The sequence below is a fragment of the Mesobacillus boroniphilus genome, assembly GCF_018424685.1.
In the GTDB taxonomy this organism is placed as follows: Bacteria; Bacillota; Bacilli; order Bacillales; family Cytobacillaceae; genus Mesobacillus; species Mesobacillus boroniphilus_A.
On record NZ_QTKX01000001.1, the window covers coordinates 435,937 to 450,387 of the forward strand.

The window sequence follows — 14,451 nt, forward strand, 5'->3', positions numbered from 1 at the left end:
GGAATAACAGAATGGAAGAAAACCAGGGCGTCTGGGTATTCATTGAAGTAAATGATGGAACGATTGAAGGGGTTTCACTGGAATTGCTAGGTGCGGGAAGAAAGCTTGCAGACAAGCTGGAAGTGCCGCTTTCCGGAGTGATGCTCGGGCAAGGCGTCATGCCTTTAGCTAATGAAGTTATCTATGCTGGTGCAGATCAAGTATATGTCGTTGATCATCCGGTCCTTAAGAATTACCGGACTGAATCATATATGAAGGGTGTCTGTGTACTGGCTGAAAAATATAAACCGGAAATCTTCCTTTATGGAGCAACACCAAATGGAAAAGACCTGGCGAGTGCTGTTGCAACGGATTTAAGTACAGGTTTGACAGCAGACACGACGATGCTCGATGTCGATGTTGAGAAAAGATTGCTAGAGGCAAGCCGTCCTGCGTTTGGCGGAAATATAATGGCAACCATTCTATGTAAGAAACACAGGCCGCAAATGGCAACGGTAAGGCCTAAGGTGATGAAAGCCCTCGAACCAGATGAAGGCAGGAAGGGAATCATCATTGAAGAAGAGTTAGAACTTCGGGAAGAAGATATGCGTACAAAAGTGCTTAGAATTGTGAAGGATGTAACAAAAAAAGCAAGCCTTGCAGAAGCCCATGTCATCGTGGCCGGCGGAAAAGGATTAGGCGACATCCAGGGATTCCAGCTAATTCATGAGTTAGCGGAAGTAATTGGTGCTAGTGTCGGGGGCACAAGGGATGTCGTTGAGGCAGGATGGCTGAAGCATGAGCAGCAAATCGGCCAGACTGGCGAGACCGTCACTCCGAAAATCTATTTTGCCATTGGCATCTCAGGGGCAATCCAGCATGTAGAAGGAATGAAGAATTCTGAATTGATCATCGCAATCAACAAGGATGCGAATGCTCCAATTTTCGATGTTGCCACATATGGCATTGTCGGCGATGCAATGGAAATTGTGCCGAAACTAATTAAGCAGTTCAAAGAGCTCAGCAAAGAGAAGGGCGGGGAAATGAGCTATGTCTGAAAAATTTGATGTAATCGTCGTAGGAGCCGGCCCTGCTGGAACTTCATGTGCCTACAACTGTGCCAAAAACGGACTAAAAGTAATGTTGATCGAGCGCGGTGAATACCCAGGCTCAAAGAATGTGATGGGTGGAGTCCTTTACCGCAAACAGATGGAGGACATCATTCCTGAGTTTTGGAAGGAAGCGCCTTTGGAGCGGCCTGTAGTTGAACAGCGATTCTGGATGATGGATAAAGAATCAGTTGTCCAGTTAGGTTACAAAGGTCTTGAATGGGCAGCTGAACCATATAATAACTTTACAGTACTGCGTGCGCATTTTGACCAATGGTTCGCACAAAAAGCAGTTGAACAAGGTGCATTATTGATAAATGAAACGGTTGTCACTGAATGTATCGTAGAAAATGGCAAGGTTGTAGGTGTGCGTACCGATCGCCCTGATGGAGAAGCATTTGCAGACGTTGTCGTGCTTGCAGACGGAGTGAACTCGCTGCTTTCCAAGCAGCTTGGCTTCCACAGGGAATTCCGTCCTGATGAAGTTGCCCTGACGGTTATGGAAGTCATCAATCTGCCGAAGGACAAAATCAATGAACGCTTCAATCTCGAAGGAAATCACGGAACAACGATTGAGATTTTTGGTGATTCAACCAAGGGCAATCTTGGTACTGCCTTCCTTTATACAAACAAAGAAAGCTTGAACATCGGAGTTGGAACCACACTATCAAGCATGATCAAAGCCAAGTTAAAGCCATATGAGCTGCTTGATTACTTGAAGAAACATCCAATGGTCCGTCCTTATCTCGAGGGAGGGGAATCAGCAGAGTACCTGGCTCACTTGATACCTGAAGGAGGATTCCATTCCGTTCCGAGAGTTGCGGGCAATGGTGTGCTTGTAGTAGGAGATGCTGCCCAGCTAGTCAATGCCATTCACCGTGAGGGCTCTAACATGGCGATGGCTTCGGGACAAATGGCTGCAGAAGCAATCGTTGAGGCCAAAAAAGATGGCGACTTCAGTGAGAGAAGCCTGAATCGCTATAAGGAAGCATTATTCGGAAGCTTCATCATTAAGGACCTTGAAAAATATAAGGATGCAGCACATACATTTGAGACCTATCCACAATACTTCAAGGAATACCTGCCAATGATGAACAAAGCAATGAGCAAGTTCTTTACAGTTGATGGAACACCGAAGAGGGAAAAGCAAAAGGAAATCATGCGCAGCGTAACGGCCGAAAAAGGAACCTTTAAGGTTATGCAAGACATCTATCGTGCCTGGAAGGCGGTGAAATAATGTCAACGACAAACATCGAGGAAAAACAATTTCTTTTAAGGTTTAAGTGTGACACGAAATCGCATCTGACAGTTTTGGACCATGACGTCTGCATGACTCAGTGCCCTGACAAACTCTGTACCGTATTTTGCCCGGCTGAAGTATACAAGTGGGAAGGAAAGAGAATGCAGGTAGGCTATGAAGGCTGTCATGAATGCGGCAGCTGCCGGATCGGCTGCCCTTACCAGAATATCAAATGGGAATATCCAAAAGGCGGACACGGAATCGTATTCAGGCTAGCTTAATAGTTAGAAGGTGGGACTGGCGGACATAAATTGTTCGTCGGTCTTTTTTCTGCTTTAAAGGGCCGAATAATTGAATCAAAGAGGATAAGGGTAAATGAAGCCTGATTAAATTGCTTCAAGTGCTGTGAAGAGGCAAAAGGGTCATTTAATTATTTTTATATCCTGTAATGGACTTGAATGAGGATGAAAGGGAAGGTACTTTTAGCAAGATATAAACAAATATTCTATATTCATCATATGTAAGTTAATTCACAAATGGGTTCAAAAAAGGGTGGAGCTATCAAGAGAGGGATAAATGAGGGGGATTAACTGATTTTTTCTTTCTGGCGCACTGCGTGAAGCTGGTCACTGCGGATCTCTTTTTCTATATTCCGCGCTGCCTCAACAGCTTCATCAAACCGGTCATACAGAGTGGATGCATATACTGGTTTGTCAGCATCATAGATTCCAGAAGAATCTGCCTTGTAAATAGTTACGTTCCAATGGTAAAATTCCCGGCCATCTTCCTGGTGCCCCTGAAGACCAATCAATAAATGGGTATGCAGAATGTCAGGCTGTATATCGAGGAAGGCTTTCTTGTCACTGAGTCCTGCTGGCACAAGTGACTTTTCGTAAAAATCTCGATACAAATTATTTTGCAATGTAAACTCACTCCTTTTACATTAAGCTATAAATTCATTATATGTAAGGTTTTAGAATATTTGAAGGCTAATTGTTAAAATTTTTAGAAATTTTAACAAAGTGTCATTTTTTCTTCACATTTTCTCAAATTAATTAAAATTGTGATGCCTATCACAACCAGGGATACGATCGCTTTTTATAATTAAATTATCAAAACATATAGGAGGCCGATTTAAGATGACAGGCTGTATGAGTGGTATTAACCAGGATTCAAGTTTTACATTAAGTGCAGGTCTTCAACAACTTAAAAATGAACATCCAGCTTTATTGGAGATGCTTTCGACCCTTTTGGATATTTCATTGAAAATTGAGGAAGGGGAGCAAATGGAGGAGAATTTCTCGAAGCTGAGAGAGAGGGTCATTGAGTTCTTGGCTGAGCTTGAGCCCCATTCTGAGCGAGAGGAAGGCGTATTGTTTGAGATGATGGCTTCCTATATTGGAAGGGAGATGGGGCCAATTGCAGTTATGGAATACGAACATGACCAGGCAAAACGATTCATTGGAACCTTCCTCCATAACACCAAAGATGGCACGACAGGTTTTACAAATGAGAAAATGATCGAAAATGCACAAATGATAAAAAATGCAAACTACACTTTGGTGAGCCACTTCGCTAAAGAAGAAAGCATTCTTTTCCCAATGGCAGAGAATATGTTCAGCGAGGAAGAAAAACAGGAGCTGGCAGCACGTATAAAACTAATTTAATAGTGACTAAAAAGGGTGAAGCCATCAAAGCTTCACCCTTCCTATATATAGATTAAGCTTCTGTGATGGTAACAAGCTTAATGTCTTTTGTATCGAATTTATAAAAAACATTATCTTCTCCAGTGAATTCGATCTGGCCCTCTTGATCTTTGGCATCCTGGATAGCTTCTGAAATGTCTTCTACCTCGATTGGTCGTGACACTTTAAAATCTTTTTCAAAAAAATAATTAATCTTATACTTAGACATGATGATCTCCCTTCTTTTTATCCTCACTATCTTTCTTTCCTTATGAGGAGGATGTCTAAACATAAAAATGTAAATGGAATATTTTTATTGTCTGACAAGCGCTTAATTGTTCCATTCAGCAAGTTTTTCATCTGTTGGAAGGAACATGGTCAGTATTCCGAGCAAGGGGAGGAATCCGACACTGATGATCATCATTGGCAATCCAATCAAGTCAGCAAGATATCCGAGTCCGACAGACCCAATGGCACCCATCCCGAATGCGAGGCCTACTGTCAGGCCAGCCATCGTACCGATTTTACCCGGAACAAGCTCCTGGGCATATACAACTGTAACTGAAAAACTCGACATCAGGATAAAGCCGCTTACCGTCAGCAGGAGAAATGCACCGGCTGCCGGAACAAATGGAATAATTGCTGACAAAGGCGCAGTCGCGATCATTGAAAGAAAAATGATATTTTTCTTTCCAAAACGATCAGCGAGCGGGCCGCCGAAGAAAGTTCCGAACGCGCCAGCGACGAGGAACGCAAACAAAAACATTTGAGCTTCTTTAATCGATAAGCCATATTTGTCGATTGCATAAAATGCGTAGAAATTCGTCATACCCGAAATATACCAGGACCGGGCAAAAATCAGGAATAAAATGAGAATAAGGGCGATTTTGATATTTTTCGATATTCCCTTGTTTACCTGTTTGCTAGCTTGCTTCGCTTTGGCCGCTATCTTGTCATAATCCAGTTTCTGGCTATACCAGGAAGCGATATATAGTAGCAATCCCACGGCAACAGCTGCGACAAGTGTGAACCAGACTGCCCCGAACTGTCCTAATGGTACGAGTATAAGGGCTGTGATCAACGGTGCAAGTGCCTGCCCTGAATTGCCTCCGACCTGGTAAATGGACTGTGCCAATCCCCTGCGTGGGCCGGCTGCCATATAGGCTACACGGGATCCTTCTGGATGGAAAACAGCTGAACCAAGACCGATGAATAAAACTGAAAGAATAACAAACCCAAAACTCGAAGCGAATGCGAGACCGAGAACACCGAACATTGTCGAGGTCAAACCTAGCGGCAGGGCATAAGGCATTGGTTTTTTGTCAGTTGCCATTCCAATTAAAGGCTGAAGAATGGAAGAAACGATATTTAAAGAAAAGGCGATCATCCCTAGTTGGGTGAATGAAAGACCCATCGATTTTTCAAGAATTGGGAACATGGCAGGAATGACGGATTGAATGGAATCATTCAATAAATGTACTAACCCGATGATGAAGAGTATTTTATACGCTGTATCGTTTTGATTCTGCGGTTTCGCTCTAACGGCGGCAGCTGATTGGTTCATGAATGTCTCCTTCTAAAATTATTTCGGTTTTCTACATATCATTTTACAAAAAAAGTCACGAGATAAAAATAGCTTTTCTAATGAAATATAAGGTCTGGTATAATTTAAGAAAATACAGACTATTTCGAAGGGGGAGACGAATCAGTATGGAAAAAGCTGTGGAGACATTGCTGACACAGGAATTGTTAGATGAATTCCTAGAGCGTTTCAGCTTAGAGAGGGAAGTTAAAAAACTTGGTGACTTTGAAAATTATGTTTTTGAAACTTCTAAAAATGGCCAGCCGTATATATTGCGGCTTACCCATAGTTCCCACCGAAACAAAGAAGAAATTTTATCAGAGTTGGACTGGATGAGGCATTTAAACAAAAAAGGTTTATCAGTACCTGAGGTCTTTTCATCCGAAAGCGGTCTTTTCGTGGAAGAAATTCCTGCATCTGATGAGAGTATGTTTTATGGATGCTTAACTGCAAAAGCGAACGGGACAGCCATCAGTGTCCGTTCTGAACTATTCAATAGAGAACTGTTCAGTAAATGGGGAGAAACAACTGGAAGAATGCATTGCGCCACAAAATCTTATAAGCCATCTGAAGGCATAAAAAAGCGCGGCAGCTGGGACGAGGACGAACTGCTCAATGTTGAAAAGTATTATCCTTCCGAGGAGAGGCAATTAGTAGAAAACGCGAAAGAAGTGATTGCCACGATTTCCGCCCTTCCGAAAAACATGGATAATTATGGCGTTATCCATACGGATATCCATTCCGGGAATTTCTTTTATGATGGAGAACAGATTCACGTTTTCGACTTCGACGATGCGAGTTATCATTGGTTCGCTTCAGATATTGCGATACCCTTGTACTACTCAATCATTTATCGAATCCCTGCCAGCGAGGAAGCAGAGCGATATCGCTTTGGCCAGTTGTTTCTGGATGCTTTTATTGAAGGATATCAACAAGCGAATCAGCTGCCAGAAGGCTGGAAGGAGCACGTTCCGTTGTTCTTGATGCTCCGGGATATTGTCCTGTACGCAGTATTGCATAAAAAAATCGCCCCAGAGGATCGGGACGAAAAATTACAGGCAATGATGGAAGAAATCGCAGACAGAATCAGGAACAAACGGCCGATAATGAATATTGGTTAACCACTTCTATTATTTTTTTTATAGAAGGTATAAAGTAAAAAGGTACCACTTAAAAGGAGAGCTACCATCAAGAAGAAAAAAAAGAAACCAATTTCATCGATTAGCGTGCTCAAATAGGCAATCAGAGCAATATCTGTGATTACCGAGATCATGAGGAAGTAACGGATGTATTGTGGGTACATGAACTTTCACCTGCTTTTATTTTTTATTATGTTTGTTTAAGGAATATATAATGCAAAAAACACCAGAGCAATTGCTGCTGGTGTTTTTGTTTTGAAGTAGGGATTATATAATTTAGCTTGAGAAATGCCCAGCTCCAGCACCTAGCCAGTTTTCATCCCTGGGTTGGCTTCCCCGAGTATCTTGCGAGAAGCGTCAGCTTTGAGCAGCTCGAGTCGCTTGTAGCGCTTGTCGGGGCTGACCAAGGCGCTGCTGCTTTCTTATTACCAACCGCGGCTGGCACCGCCGCCTCCGGAAGATCCATCGCCGCCTCCTCGAGGTCCACCTCCACGGCCGCCTCTCGACATGATTGATAACAAGAGGTAGGTTAGGGTGCCCCCGAAGAACATAAAATCGAGGACCACCACGCCGATTACAATGATGATGAGCAGCCAGGATGGTATTGGAAAGTCCTGCTGCTGGTCATCACGCGGAGCACTCCCGAATTCATTTGTAGCTGATACCTCGTTAGCAAGCGCTTGATACGTATTCATGACAGCAAGGCTAGGCTGGCCATTTTGCAGATGAGGAATGGCATATTCATCAAGGATTCTCCCTGCTTTGCCGTCGGGAATGACTCCCTCAAGTCCATAGCCGACTTCAATCCTGATTTTTTTCTCCTGCATAGCTATTATAAGCAGCACGCCATTATCATTCTCTTCCGTTCCAAGTCCAAATTTACGGTAAGCTTCGACGGAGTATTCCTCTATGCTTGACTCACCGATCGAGTCGACGGTAAGGACAGCAATCTGTGTGGTAGTCTGGTTGTCAATTGAACTTCCGATATTTTTTAATTGGATTTCCTCGTTCTCGCTTAAAACATTGGCGAAATCCTGTACATATATATCCCCAACTGGTGCAGGTATCTCATTTGGTGCGGCGATTGCCCCGGTGGGAAGCAGCAATAGCAGGATGCCAAGTATTGCTGCCAGGCCAGGGAATCTGTTCTGGCTCATCATCAGCCACCGAAATCTACCTCAGGGGCTTCCTGTGCCTGAGGGTCCGCTTGGAAGTAATCTTTTTCGTCAAAACCTGTTATGTTGGCGATAATGGCACCTGGAAATTGCTTCACTTTCCTATTATAAACGGATACCTGATCATTATAATCCTTCCTCGCTACTGCCAATCTGTTCTCTGTCCCCGCAAGCTCATCCATCAGTTGAGTGAACTGCCTGTCCGCTTTCAGGTTCGGGTAATTCTCGACAACCACAAGCAAGCGGCTTAATGCGCTAGACAACTCGGCATTTGCTGTAGCCTGTTCTTCTGGTGTGTTCGCTCCGGCCAATCTTGCACGAGCATCTGAAATGGATTGTATGACCTCTTTTTCATGTGCTGCATAGCCCTTGACTGAATTGACAAGGTTCGGGATGAGGTCGAGTCTTCTCTGAAGCTGGTTCTCTACCTGGGCATATGCCTGATTGACATTCTCCTCTTCGGCAACGAAGTTATTATAGCTGCCAACTCCCATCATGATGAAAATTCCAATTATGACTAATAAACCGATAACAATTCCTAAACCTTTTTTCATTATAGACACTCCTAATTTCATTGTGGTTTGTTGATGCCCGTATTTTTCCCTTAATTTAGATTGATTTAAACTTAGTGTAGATGACATTTTCTTGCTGGCGTTGTTTTTAAAAAAGGATGACAGATTCTACGGAAAGACTTTAAATAGTTTTTCTTATAAAATTAAGGGAAATACTGATAAAAACAACAAATTCAGATATACTCTAGTTATGGATTAGTCGTTTAAGGTAAAGGAATGAAAATTGTATGAACAATGAGAGAGAAAAATCTTTAAAGTTATTTATTGTATTGTCCAGAGCATACAGGGCTGTTAATGAAAAGGTGAACAAAGTCATCCAAAGAAATGGACTCAACCCGACTGAATTTGCTGTTCTAGAGCTTCTATACCACAAAGGTGAGCAGCCATTGCAGCAAATCGGGGGTAAGATTTTACTAGCAAGCGGAAGTATTACCTATGTAGTCGATAAGCTTGAAGAAAAGGGTTATTTAAATCGAGTAGCCTGCCCAAAAGACCGAAGGGTGACATATGCGAAAATTTCTGATGATGGAAAAAAGTTGATAGAAGAAATTTTTCCTGAACACAGCGCCCTTATCCATGAACTTATGGACAGCCTGAATGATGATGAAAAAGATGCAGCGATCGAATTGCTAAAAAAGTTGGGTCTTTCTGTAAGCAAATATTAAAAAACGGCAAATGCCGTTTTTTTATTTTTACGGAAAAGTTAATGAAAAGAGCTAGTAATAAAAAGGGAAAAAGGGAATAACCGTAGAATAGGAAAGGGATGGGGATAAACATACATCCCTTATAAAGATAAAGGGGGCAATACCATGAAATTTGAGCAATATACATATACGCGTCCGAATTTGGAGGAGGTCACTGCCAAGTTCGATAAGCTGCTTGAACAATTCAAAAATGCTGGCTCTGTTGAGGAGCAAAGCATAGCAATGAATGGAATCAATGATTTGCGTAATGATGTTGGCACCATGTTCAACCTTTGCTATATCCGCCATTCAATCGATACCGAGGATGAATTCTATAAACAAGAGCAGGATTTCCTGGATGAACTGGCGCCAGAGGTAGAAGGTTTGGTAACAAAATATTATGAAGCACTTGTTACATCTCAATACCGTAATGACCTTGAAGCGAAATGGGGACGTCAGCTATTTGCGCTGGCTGACGCTCAATTAAAACAATTTTCACCAGAAATCGTTCCATTGATGCAGAAGGAAAATAAACTTTCTACTGAATATACAAAGCTTGTTGCTTCGGCAAAAATCATGTTTGAAGGTGAAGAGCGGACGCTTGCGCAGCTTGACCCTTTTACCGAGTCTAAAGACCGTGAAACGAGAAAGAAAGCAAGTGAAGCAAAATTCGCGTTCTTCTCTGAGCACGGAGAAGAGTTTGACCGCATTTATGATGAGCTTGTAAAAGTCAGGACAGAAATGGCCCACAAGCTTGGCTACAGCAACTTTGTAGAGTTGGCATACTACCGCATGTTCCGTACTGACTATGACAGCAGCATGGTAGCAGCCTTCAGGGATCAGGTCCACAAATACATTGTACCGGTTGCAACAAAGCTTAAGGAACGACAGAAGAACCGTATCGGTACAGAAGAGTTAAAATACTATGATGAGCCATTCGGATTCAAAACCGGAAATGCAGCACCAAAGGGAACTCCTGAGTGGATCATTGAAAACGGTCAGAAAATGTATGATGAGCTGTCCCCTGAGACAGGTGGATTTTTCCGTTACATGAATGAAAACAACCTGATGGACCTGGTTGCGAAGAAAGGTAAAGCTGGCGGAGGATATTGCACATACATTGAAAATTATAAGTCACCATTCATCTTCTCCAATTTTAACGGAACCTCAGGTGATATTGATGTCCTGACGCATGAAGCGGGGCACGCCTTCCAGGTATATTCAAGCCGTCATTTTGAAATTCCAGAATATAATTGGCCTACTTATGAGGCTTGCGAAATCCATTCGATGAGCATGGAATTCTTCACATGGCCATGGATGGAGCTATTCTTTAAAGAAGATACAGATAAATATAAATTCTCACATCTAAGCAGTGGCTTGCTATTCATGCCATACGGAGTTTCAGTTGACGAATTCCAACACTGGGTTTATGAAAATCCTGAAGCCACTCCAGCAGAACGAAAGCAGCAATGGCGAGAAATCGAAAAGAAGTATCTTCCGCATAAAGACTATGATGGAAATACTTATTTAGAGGAAGGCGGATTCTGGCAGCGTCAGGGCCATATCTACAATTCACCTTTCTACTACATCGATTACACGCTTGCACAAATTTGCGCATTCCAATTCTGGAAGCGTTCAAGAGAAAATCAGGAAGAAGCATGGAAAGATTATGCGAACCTGTGCAAGCTAGGAGGAAGCATGGCTTTCACTGACCTAGTCAAGGAAGCAAACCTTATTTCCCCATTTGAAGAAGGCTGTGTCCAGTCAGTGATTGGTGAGATTGAGAGCTGGCTTGATTCCGTCGACGATACCAAGTTGTAAATTGGAAAAGCGAAGTTCGTGCGCTTTGCTACAGACTGCAGACAAACTTGATGAAAATCCAGTTTGTCTGCAGTTTTTTGTTTGAAAAAATTAAATTTCCCGTCTTGGACCTGGTTGCATTAACAGAAAAAGCACGGGACAATTTAAAACGGGAAAAATTTGCATATCCCGAAAATAGGAACGTGATCTCGTAACGGTAAAAGGAAAGCCCCTGCATTGCCCGTAAATAACGTGATGATCAAAAAATGGTAAATGGAGCTATTATCTCCTCCGAAACATCCTGAAAAAACCTTGCACGTGTTTTTGATCTCTATTCAAATTAAAAAAAGCCCGCAGTTTCATGCGGGCTTCATCTTACCTACTGCGTTCCTTTCTCACCTGTCTGAAGAAAAACACTTCATAAATAACCGGAATCAAGATCAAAGTTAATAAAGTTGAGGAGGTAAGTCCTCCGATTACGGTTACTGCCAGCCCTTTTGAAATCAAAGTGCCTGCTGAAGTGGTAAGCGCCAGTGGGATCAATGCAGCGATTGTCGCAAAGGCTGTCATCAGGATTGGACGCAGTCTCGTGATTCCTGCTTCAATCAGTGCCTCACGTATAGGCATGGCTTTTTCTGTACGGTTCTGGCCAATTCGGTCGACCATGACAATCGCGTTGGTCGTAACGATCCCAATCAGCATCAGCAGTCCAATCATTACGCTTACTGACATTGGTTCATCGGCAATCCACAGTCCGAGCAGGGAGCCGATTGGCACGAAAATCAAGGATGACAGGATAATAAACGGAATCCGAGCCTGACCGAATGTAATTAGCATGGTCAAATAGACAAGTCCGATGGCCACAATCATCGCAATGCCTAGCTGTGTAAATGTTTCAACAGTCTCATCACTGCCGCCACCGCCTTCAAGGGAAACACCTTCAGGCAGTTCAATGTCATTTTGGACACCATCTATAACGGCGTTCGAAACTGTTCTAATATCATTCGAATCAATTTGGGCTGTAACTCGGGCAAATATCTTTCCATCTAACTTCTGGATGGAGGTGAATGCTTCCGTTTCAGTGATACTGGCGATCTCAGTAATCCCAACAGGTCCTTGTTGAGTGAAGATCACCGTGCTTTTTAAATCCTCGATTGTTTCGGACTTTTCATCATAGGTTATGGAAATACGTCGTTCTTCATCGCCCAGTTTCATTGAGCCAGCGTCAACGGGTTTTGTTTTATCGGCGATGGTACCAAGAATTTGAAAACCGGATATCCCTAATTGAGCAGATTTTTCGGAGTTGATATCTACAATCACTTGCTTTTGCTTCTCGGAAAAATTATTAGAAACATATTTTAGGTCTGCCTGCTTCATCATGTAAGCTTCTACGCTGGCAGCCGCGTCTTGCAATGCAGCCAGGTCAGTAGAGTACAAGTCGATGTTGACATTATTATTTGATGGCGGTCCGCCTGTAGATTGCTCCTGGATACCGAGTTTGGCATCTGGCTCTATTGATAGAACGATATTTTCCATTTCTTTTTCAAGCTTAGGTATAAACTCGGATACACTTACACCATCTCCGAGACTGATAAAATAGTTCGCCTGGTTCTGGCGTTTGAGACCGGTCTGGAAATCCCGGCTGCCGATTCCAACAGTAACATCATTGATTTCTTTTTGCTCTGCGAACATGTTCTCGACCTTCAAAGAGACTTCATTCGTCTTTTCGAGTGAAGTAGAAGATGGAAGCTGGAAAGTAGCGACTAGCAGCTTTTGTTCTTCATTAGGAATGAAGGTGAAGCCAAGACCTTTGACAAGGAATCCTGAACCTGCTAACAGGGCAATGGAAAGAAAAATGACCAGAGCTTTGTGGTTCAGGGACCATTTTATTGAAGATGCATATGCTCTTTGAAGCACACCTTCTTTTTCTTCCTTCGGCACTTTCTTGAATGAGAATTTTGCCAGGATTGGAACGATAGTAACGGCTACAATTAATGATGCAAGCAAAGAAAATACAATTGTTAGAGCAAAAGGAAGGAAGAATTCCCCGGTAATTCCCCCGACAAGTCCTAACGGTAAAAATACAACAACCGTGGTTATGGTTGATGATGTGATCGCCTTCAGGATTTCCTTCGTGGAATCCTGTATTAAATCATCCGTCATGTCCTTATTTGTTTTCCGGACTCTGCGGAAAATATTCTCAATAACAACGATACTATCATCCACCACCCGGCCAACTGCAACAGCCATACCGCCAAGTGTCATGATGTTCAATGATATATCCAGCTGATTCAAAAAGATTGATGAAATCAATAGCGAAAGCGGAATCGATACAATCGCGATAATCGTCGCCCTAAAGTTCCTCAAGAAAATAAGTACAGCGATCGAAGCGAATAGGGCTCCGAGCAGTCCTTCCTTTACCAGGGTATTTACCGATTTTTCAATACCTTCCGCAGAATCAAAACCAATTGCGTACTCAAGGCGGTCGTCAAAACTGTTTATGACAGCCAAAACCTTATCAGCAACTTCAACCGTATTTGCATCCTGCTTTTTTGTGATGGCCATCGATAAAGATTCTTTCTTGTTGTAGCGTGTGATTTCCGGCTTTTCGGTAACAACTTCAATCGATGCAATATCCCCGAGTTTAACTGGTGGTGCATCCTTCGCGAAATTCGACTGCATCACAAGGTTCTCGAGTTCATCGATTTCTTCAATTTTTTCCTGGACTCTTACAGGCACCTGGATTTCGTTTTCATTCAAGTTGCCAGCAGGAAAGCTGAATTTCTTGGCATTAATGCTTTCTTTAATGTCATTTAAACTAAGGGCAAGCTGCGAAGCCTTTTCCTCATCCACAGTGATTTGGAGGATATCCTCGGTCATACCGCCAACTGAAACACTGTTTATTCCCTGGATTTTATTCAGCTCCGGTATGATTTCTTCGTTCACAAGCTGTTCCAGATCCTGATCACCTTTTGCAAAGAGGGAAATATTAAAGATCGGGAATGTGCCAAAAGAGAATCGATTAATATTTGTTTCTACATTTTCTGGCAGTCCTGCCTCCTTGATGAAGGTATTGACCTGCTGTTCAGCATCGTCCAGTTCAGCATCAAAAGGAAATTCAAGGTTGATGATGGCGATGCTTTCAAATGATGAACTCTGGATTTTCTTGAGTCCATCAATTCCCTTGAATTTGGTTTCTAGCTTTTCCGTCACTTGTTCATTGATATCCTGAGGCGATGCCCCGGGATATATGACTTCAACAGAAAGCTGCGGGAACTCGATATTCGGTAATAAATCGACCTTCAGGCGAGTGAAGGAATACAGTCCGCCAAGTATCAATAAAAAAGAGATAATAAAAACAGCAAAAGCATTTTTAAGACTGAATCTTGTCAAAAAACCCATTAGGTTTACCTCATTTCTTTAAAAAGTTATGCTTTTATTCTATATGTCTTCTATGTACATTTCATTTTTAAACTGTAAAAATTTT

13 protein-coding genes are annotated in these 14,451 nt (G+C 42.5%); 7 read left to right on the forward strand and 6 right to left on the reverse strand.

All coding sequences use genetic code 11. The features are described from left to right. The first annotated feature begins 11 nt into the window (after positions 1–11). The 3 genes from DYI25_RS02120 to DYI25_RS02130 are packed head-to-tail and all read left to right on the forward strand — an operon-like array spanning position 12 to position 2,609. Positions 12–1,037 carry an electron transfer flavoprotein subunit alpha/FixB family protein gene (locus DYI25_RS02120; RefSeq protein ID WP_213366514.1) on the forward strand — a complete coding sequence of 342 codons (1,026 nt, stop codon included), beginning with the start codon at positions 12–14 and terminating at the stop codon, positions 1,035–1,037. Then, positions 1,030–2,325: an FAD-dependent oxidoreductase gene (locus tag DYI25_RS02125; protein ID WP_213366516.1), complete on the forward strand. Its 1,296-nt coding sequence runs from the start codon at positions 1,030–1,032 to the stop codon at positions 2,323–2,325. Before DYI25_RS02120 ends, DYI25_RS02125 begins: the two co-directional genes overlap by 8 nt. Beyond that, positions 2,325–2,609, forward strand: a complete 285-nt coding sequence (locus DYI25_RS02130) for a ferredoxin family protein (RefSeq protein WP_023615122.1) — start codon at positions 2,325–2,327, stop codon at positions 2,607–2,609. The genes DYI25_RS02125 and DYI25_RS02130 overlap by 1 nt, the downstream gene beginning before the upstream one ends. 305 nt (positions 2,610–2,914) lie before the next feature. On the opposite strand, the gene DYI25_RS02135 is transcribed toward DYI25_RS02130, so the two are convergent. After that, positions 2,915–3,250, reverse strand: a complete 336-nt coding sequence (locus tag DYI25_RS02135) for a hypothetical protein (RefSeq protein WP_213366518.1) — start codon at positions 3,248–3,250, stop codon at positions 2,915–2,917. 217 nt (positions 3,251–3,467) lie between these two features. Between DYI25_RS02135 and DYI25_RS02140 the strand changes: the two genes are divergently transcribed. Then, positions 3,468–3,995 (forward strand): hemerythrin domain-containing protein, encoded by a 528-nt coding sequence (locus DYI25_RS02140; protein ID WP_213366520.1) that lies wholly within the window; start codon positions 3,468–3,470, stop codon positions 3,993–3,995. A 52-nt stretch (positions 3,996–4,047) separates the two neighbouring features. Here the strand turns inward: DYI25_RS02140 and DYI25_RS02145 are convergent, their stop codons facing one another. Then, positions 4,048–4,242, reverse strand: coding sequence for a hypothetical protein (locus DYI25_RS02145; RefSeq protein ID WP_213366522.1), 195 nt, complete (start codon positions 4,240–4,242; stop codon positions 4,048–4,050). 102 nt (positions 4,243–4,344) lie between these two features. Beyond that, complete coding sequence (locus DYI25_RS02150) at positions 4,345–5,577, reverse strand: MFS transporter (protein ID WP_213366524.1); 1,233 nt, start codon at positions 5,575–5,577, stop codon at positions 4,345–4,347. 146 nt (positions 5,578–5,723) lie between these two features. On the opposite strand from DYI25_RS02150, the gene DYI25_RS02155 reads away from it, so the two are divergent. Continuing rightward, complete coding sequence (locus DYI25_RS02155; protein WP_213366526.1) at positions 5,724–6,716, forward strand: phosphotransferase enzyme family protein; 993 nt, start codon at positions 5,724–5,726, stop codon at positions 6,714–6,716. Positions 6,717–7,159: 443 nt separating this feature from the next. On the opposite strand, the gene DYI25_RS02160 is transcribed toward DYI25_RS02155, so the two are convergent. Both DYI25_RS02160 and DYI25_RS02165 read right to left on the reverse strand, forming a co-directional pair. Continuing rightward, positions 7,160–7,891: a TPM domain-containing protein gene (locus DYI25_RS02160; protein ID WP_342032466.1), complete on the reverse strand. Its 732-nt coding sequence runs from the start codon at positions 7,889–7,891 to the stop codon at positions 7,160–7,162. A 2-nt stretch (positions 7,892–7,893) separates the two neighbouring features. Continuing rightward, a complete protein-coding gene (locus DYI25_RS02165) occupies positions 7,894–8,463 on the reverse strand; it encodes a LemA family protein (RefSeq protein WP_213366533.1) in 570 nt (189 codons plus the stop codon). 245 nt (positions 8,464–8,708) lie between these two features. Here DYI25_RS02165 and DYI25_RS02170 point away from each other — a divergent pair, with 245 nt between their 5' ends. After that, a complete protein-coding gene (locus tag DYI25_RS02170) occupies positions 8,709–9,146 on the forward strand; it encodes a MarR family winged helix-turn-helix transcriptional regulator (RefSeq protein ID WP_213366536.1) in 438 nt (145 codons plus the stop codon). A gap of 144 nt (positions 9,147–9,290) precedes the next feature. Continuing rightward, positions 9,291–10,985 (forward strand): M3 family oligoendopeptidase, encoded by a 1,695-nt coding sequence (locus tag DYI25_RS02175; RefSeq protein WP_213366539.1) that lies wholly within the window; start codon positions 9,291–9,293, stop codon positions 10,983–10,985. A 354-nt stretch (positions 10,986–11,339) separates the two neighbouring features. Here the strand turns inward: DYI25_RS02175 and DYI25_RS02180 are convergent, their stop codons facing one another. Further along, positions 11,340–14,366 carry an efflux RND transporter permease subunit gene (locus DYI25_RS02180; RefSeq protein ID WP_213366542.1) on the reverse strand — a complete coding sequence of 1,009 codons (3,027 nt, stop codon included), beginning with the start codon at positions 14,364–14,366 and terminating at the stop codon, positions 11,340–11,342. Positions 14,367–14,451 lie beyond the last annotated feature (85 nt).

Bases quoted from the DNA above. Each gene is read 5' to 3' on its own strand.
- DYI25_RS02140 (WP_213366520.1), top strand. From the start codon at position 3,468: ATGACAGGCTGTATGAGTGGTATTAACCAGGATTCAAGTTTTACATTA.
- DYI25_RS02120 (WP_213366514.1), top strand. From the start codon at position 12: ATGGAAGAAAACCAGGGCGTCTGGGTATTCATTGAAGTAAATGATGGA.
- DYI25_RS02155 (WP_213366526.1), top strand. From the start codon at position 5,724: ATGGAAAAAGCTGTGGAGACATTGCTGACACAGGAATTGTTAGATGAA.
- DYI25_RS02160 (WP_342032466.1), bottom strand. From the start codon at position 7,891: ATGAGCCAGAACAGATTCCCTGGCCTGGCAGCAATACTTGGCATCCTG.
- DYI25_RS02130 (WP_023615122.1), top strand. From the start codon at position 2,325: ATGTCAACGACAAACATCGAGGAAAAACAATTTCTTTTAAGGTTTAAG.
- DYI25_RS02170 (WP_213366536.1), top strand. From the start codon at position 8,709: ATGAACAATGAGAGAGAAAAATCTTTAAAGTTATTTATTGTATTGTCC.
- DYI25_RS02175 (WP_213366539.1), top strand. From the start codon at position 9,291: ATGAAATTTGAGCAATATACATATACGCGTCCGAATTTGGAGGAGGTC.
- DYI25_RS02145 (WP_213366522.1), bottom strand. From the start codon at position 4,242: ATGTCTAAGTATAAGATTAATTATTTTTTTGAAAAAGATTTTAAAGTG.
- DYI25_RS02150 (WP_213366524.1), bottom strand. From the start codon at position 5,577: ATGAACCAATCAGCTGCCGCCGTTAGAGCGAAACCGCAGAATCAAAAC.
- DYI25_RS02165 (WP_213366533.1), bottom strand. From the start codon at position 8,463: ATGAAAAAAGGTTTAGGAATTGTTATCGGTTTATTAGTCATAATTGGA.
- DYI25_RS02125 (WP_213366516.1), top strand. From the start codon at position 1,030: ATGTCTGAAAAATTTGATGTAATCGTCGTAGGAGCCGGCCCTGCTGGA.
- DYI25_RS02180 (WP_213366542.1), bottom strand. From the start codon at position 14,366: ATGGGTTTTTTGACAAGATTCAGTCTTAAAAATGCTTTTGCTGTTTTT.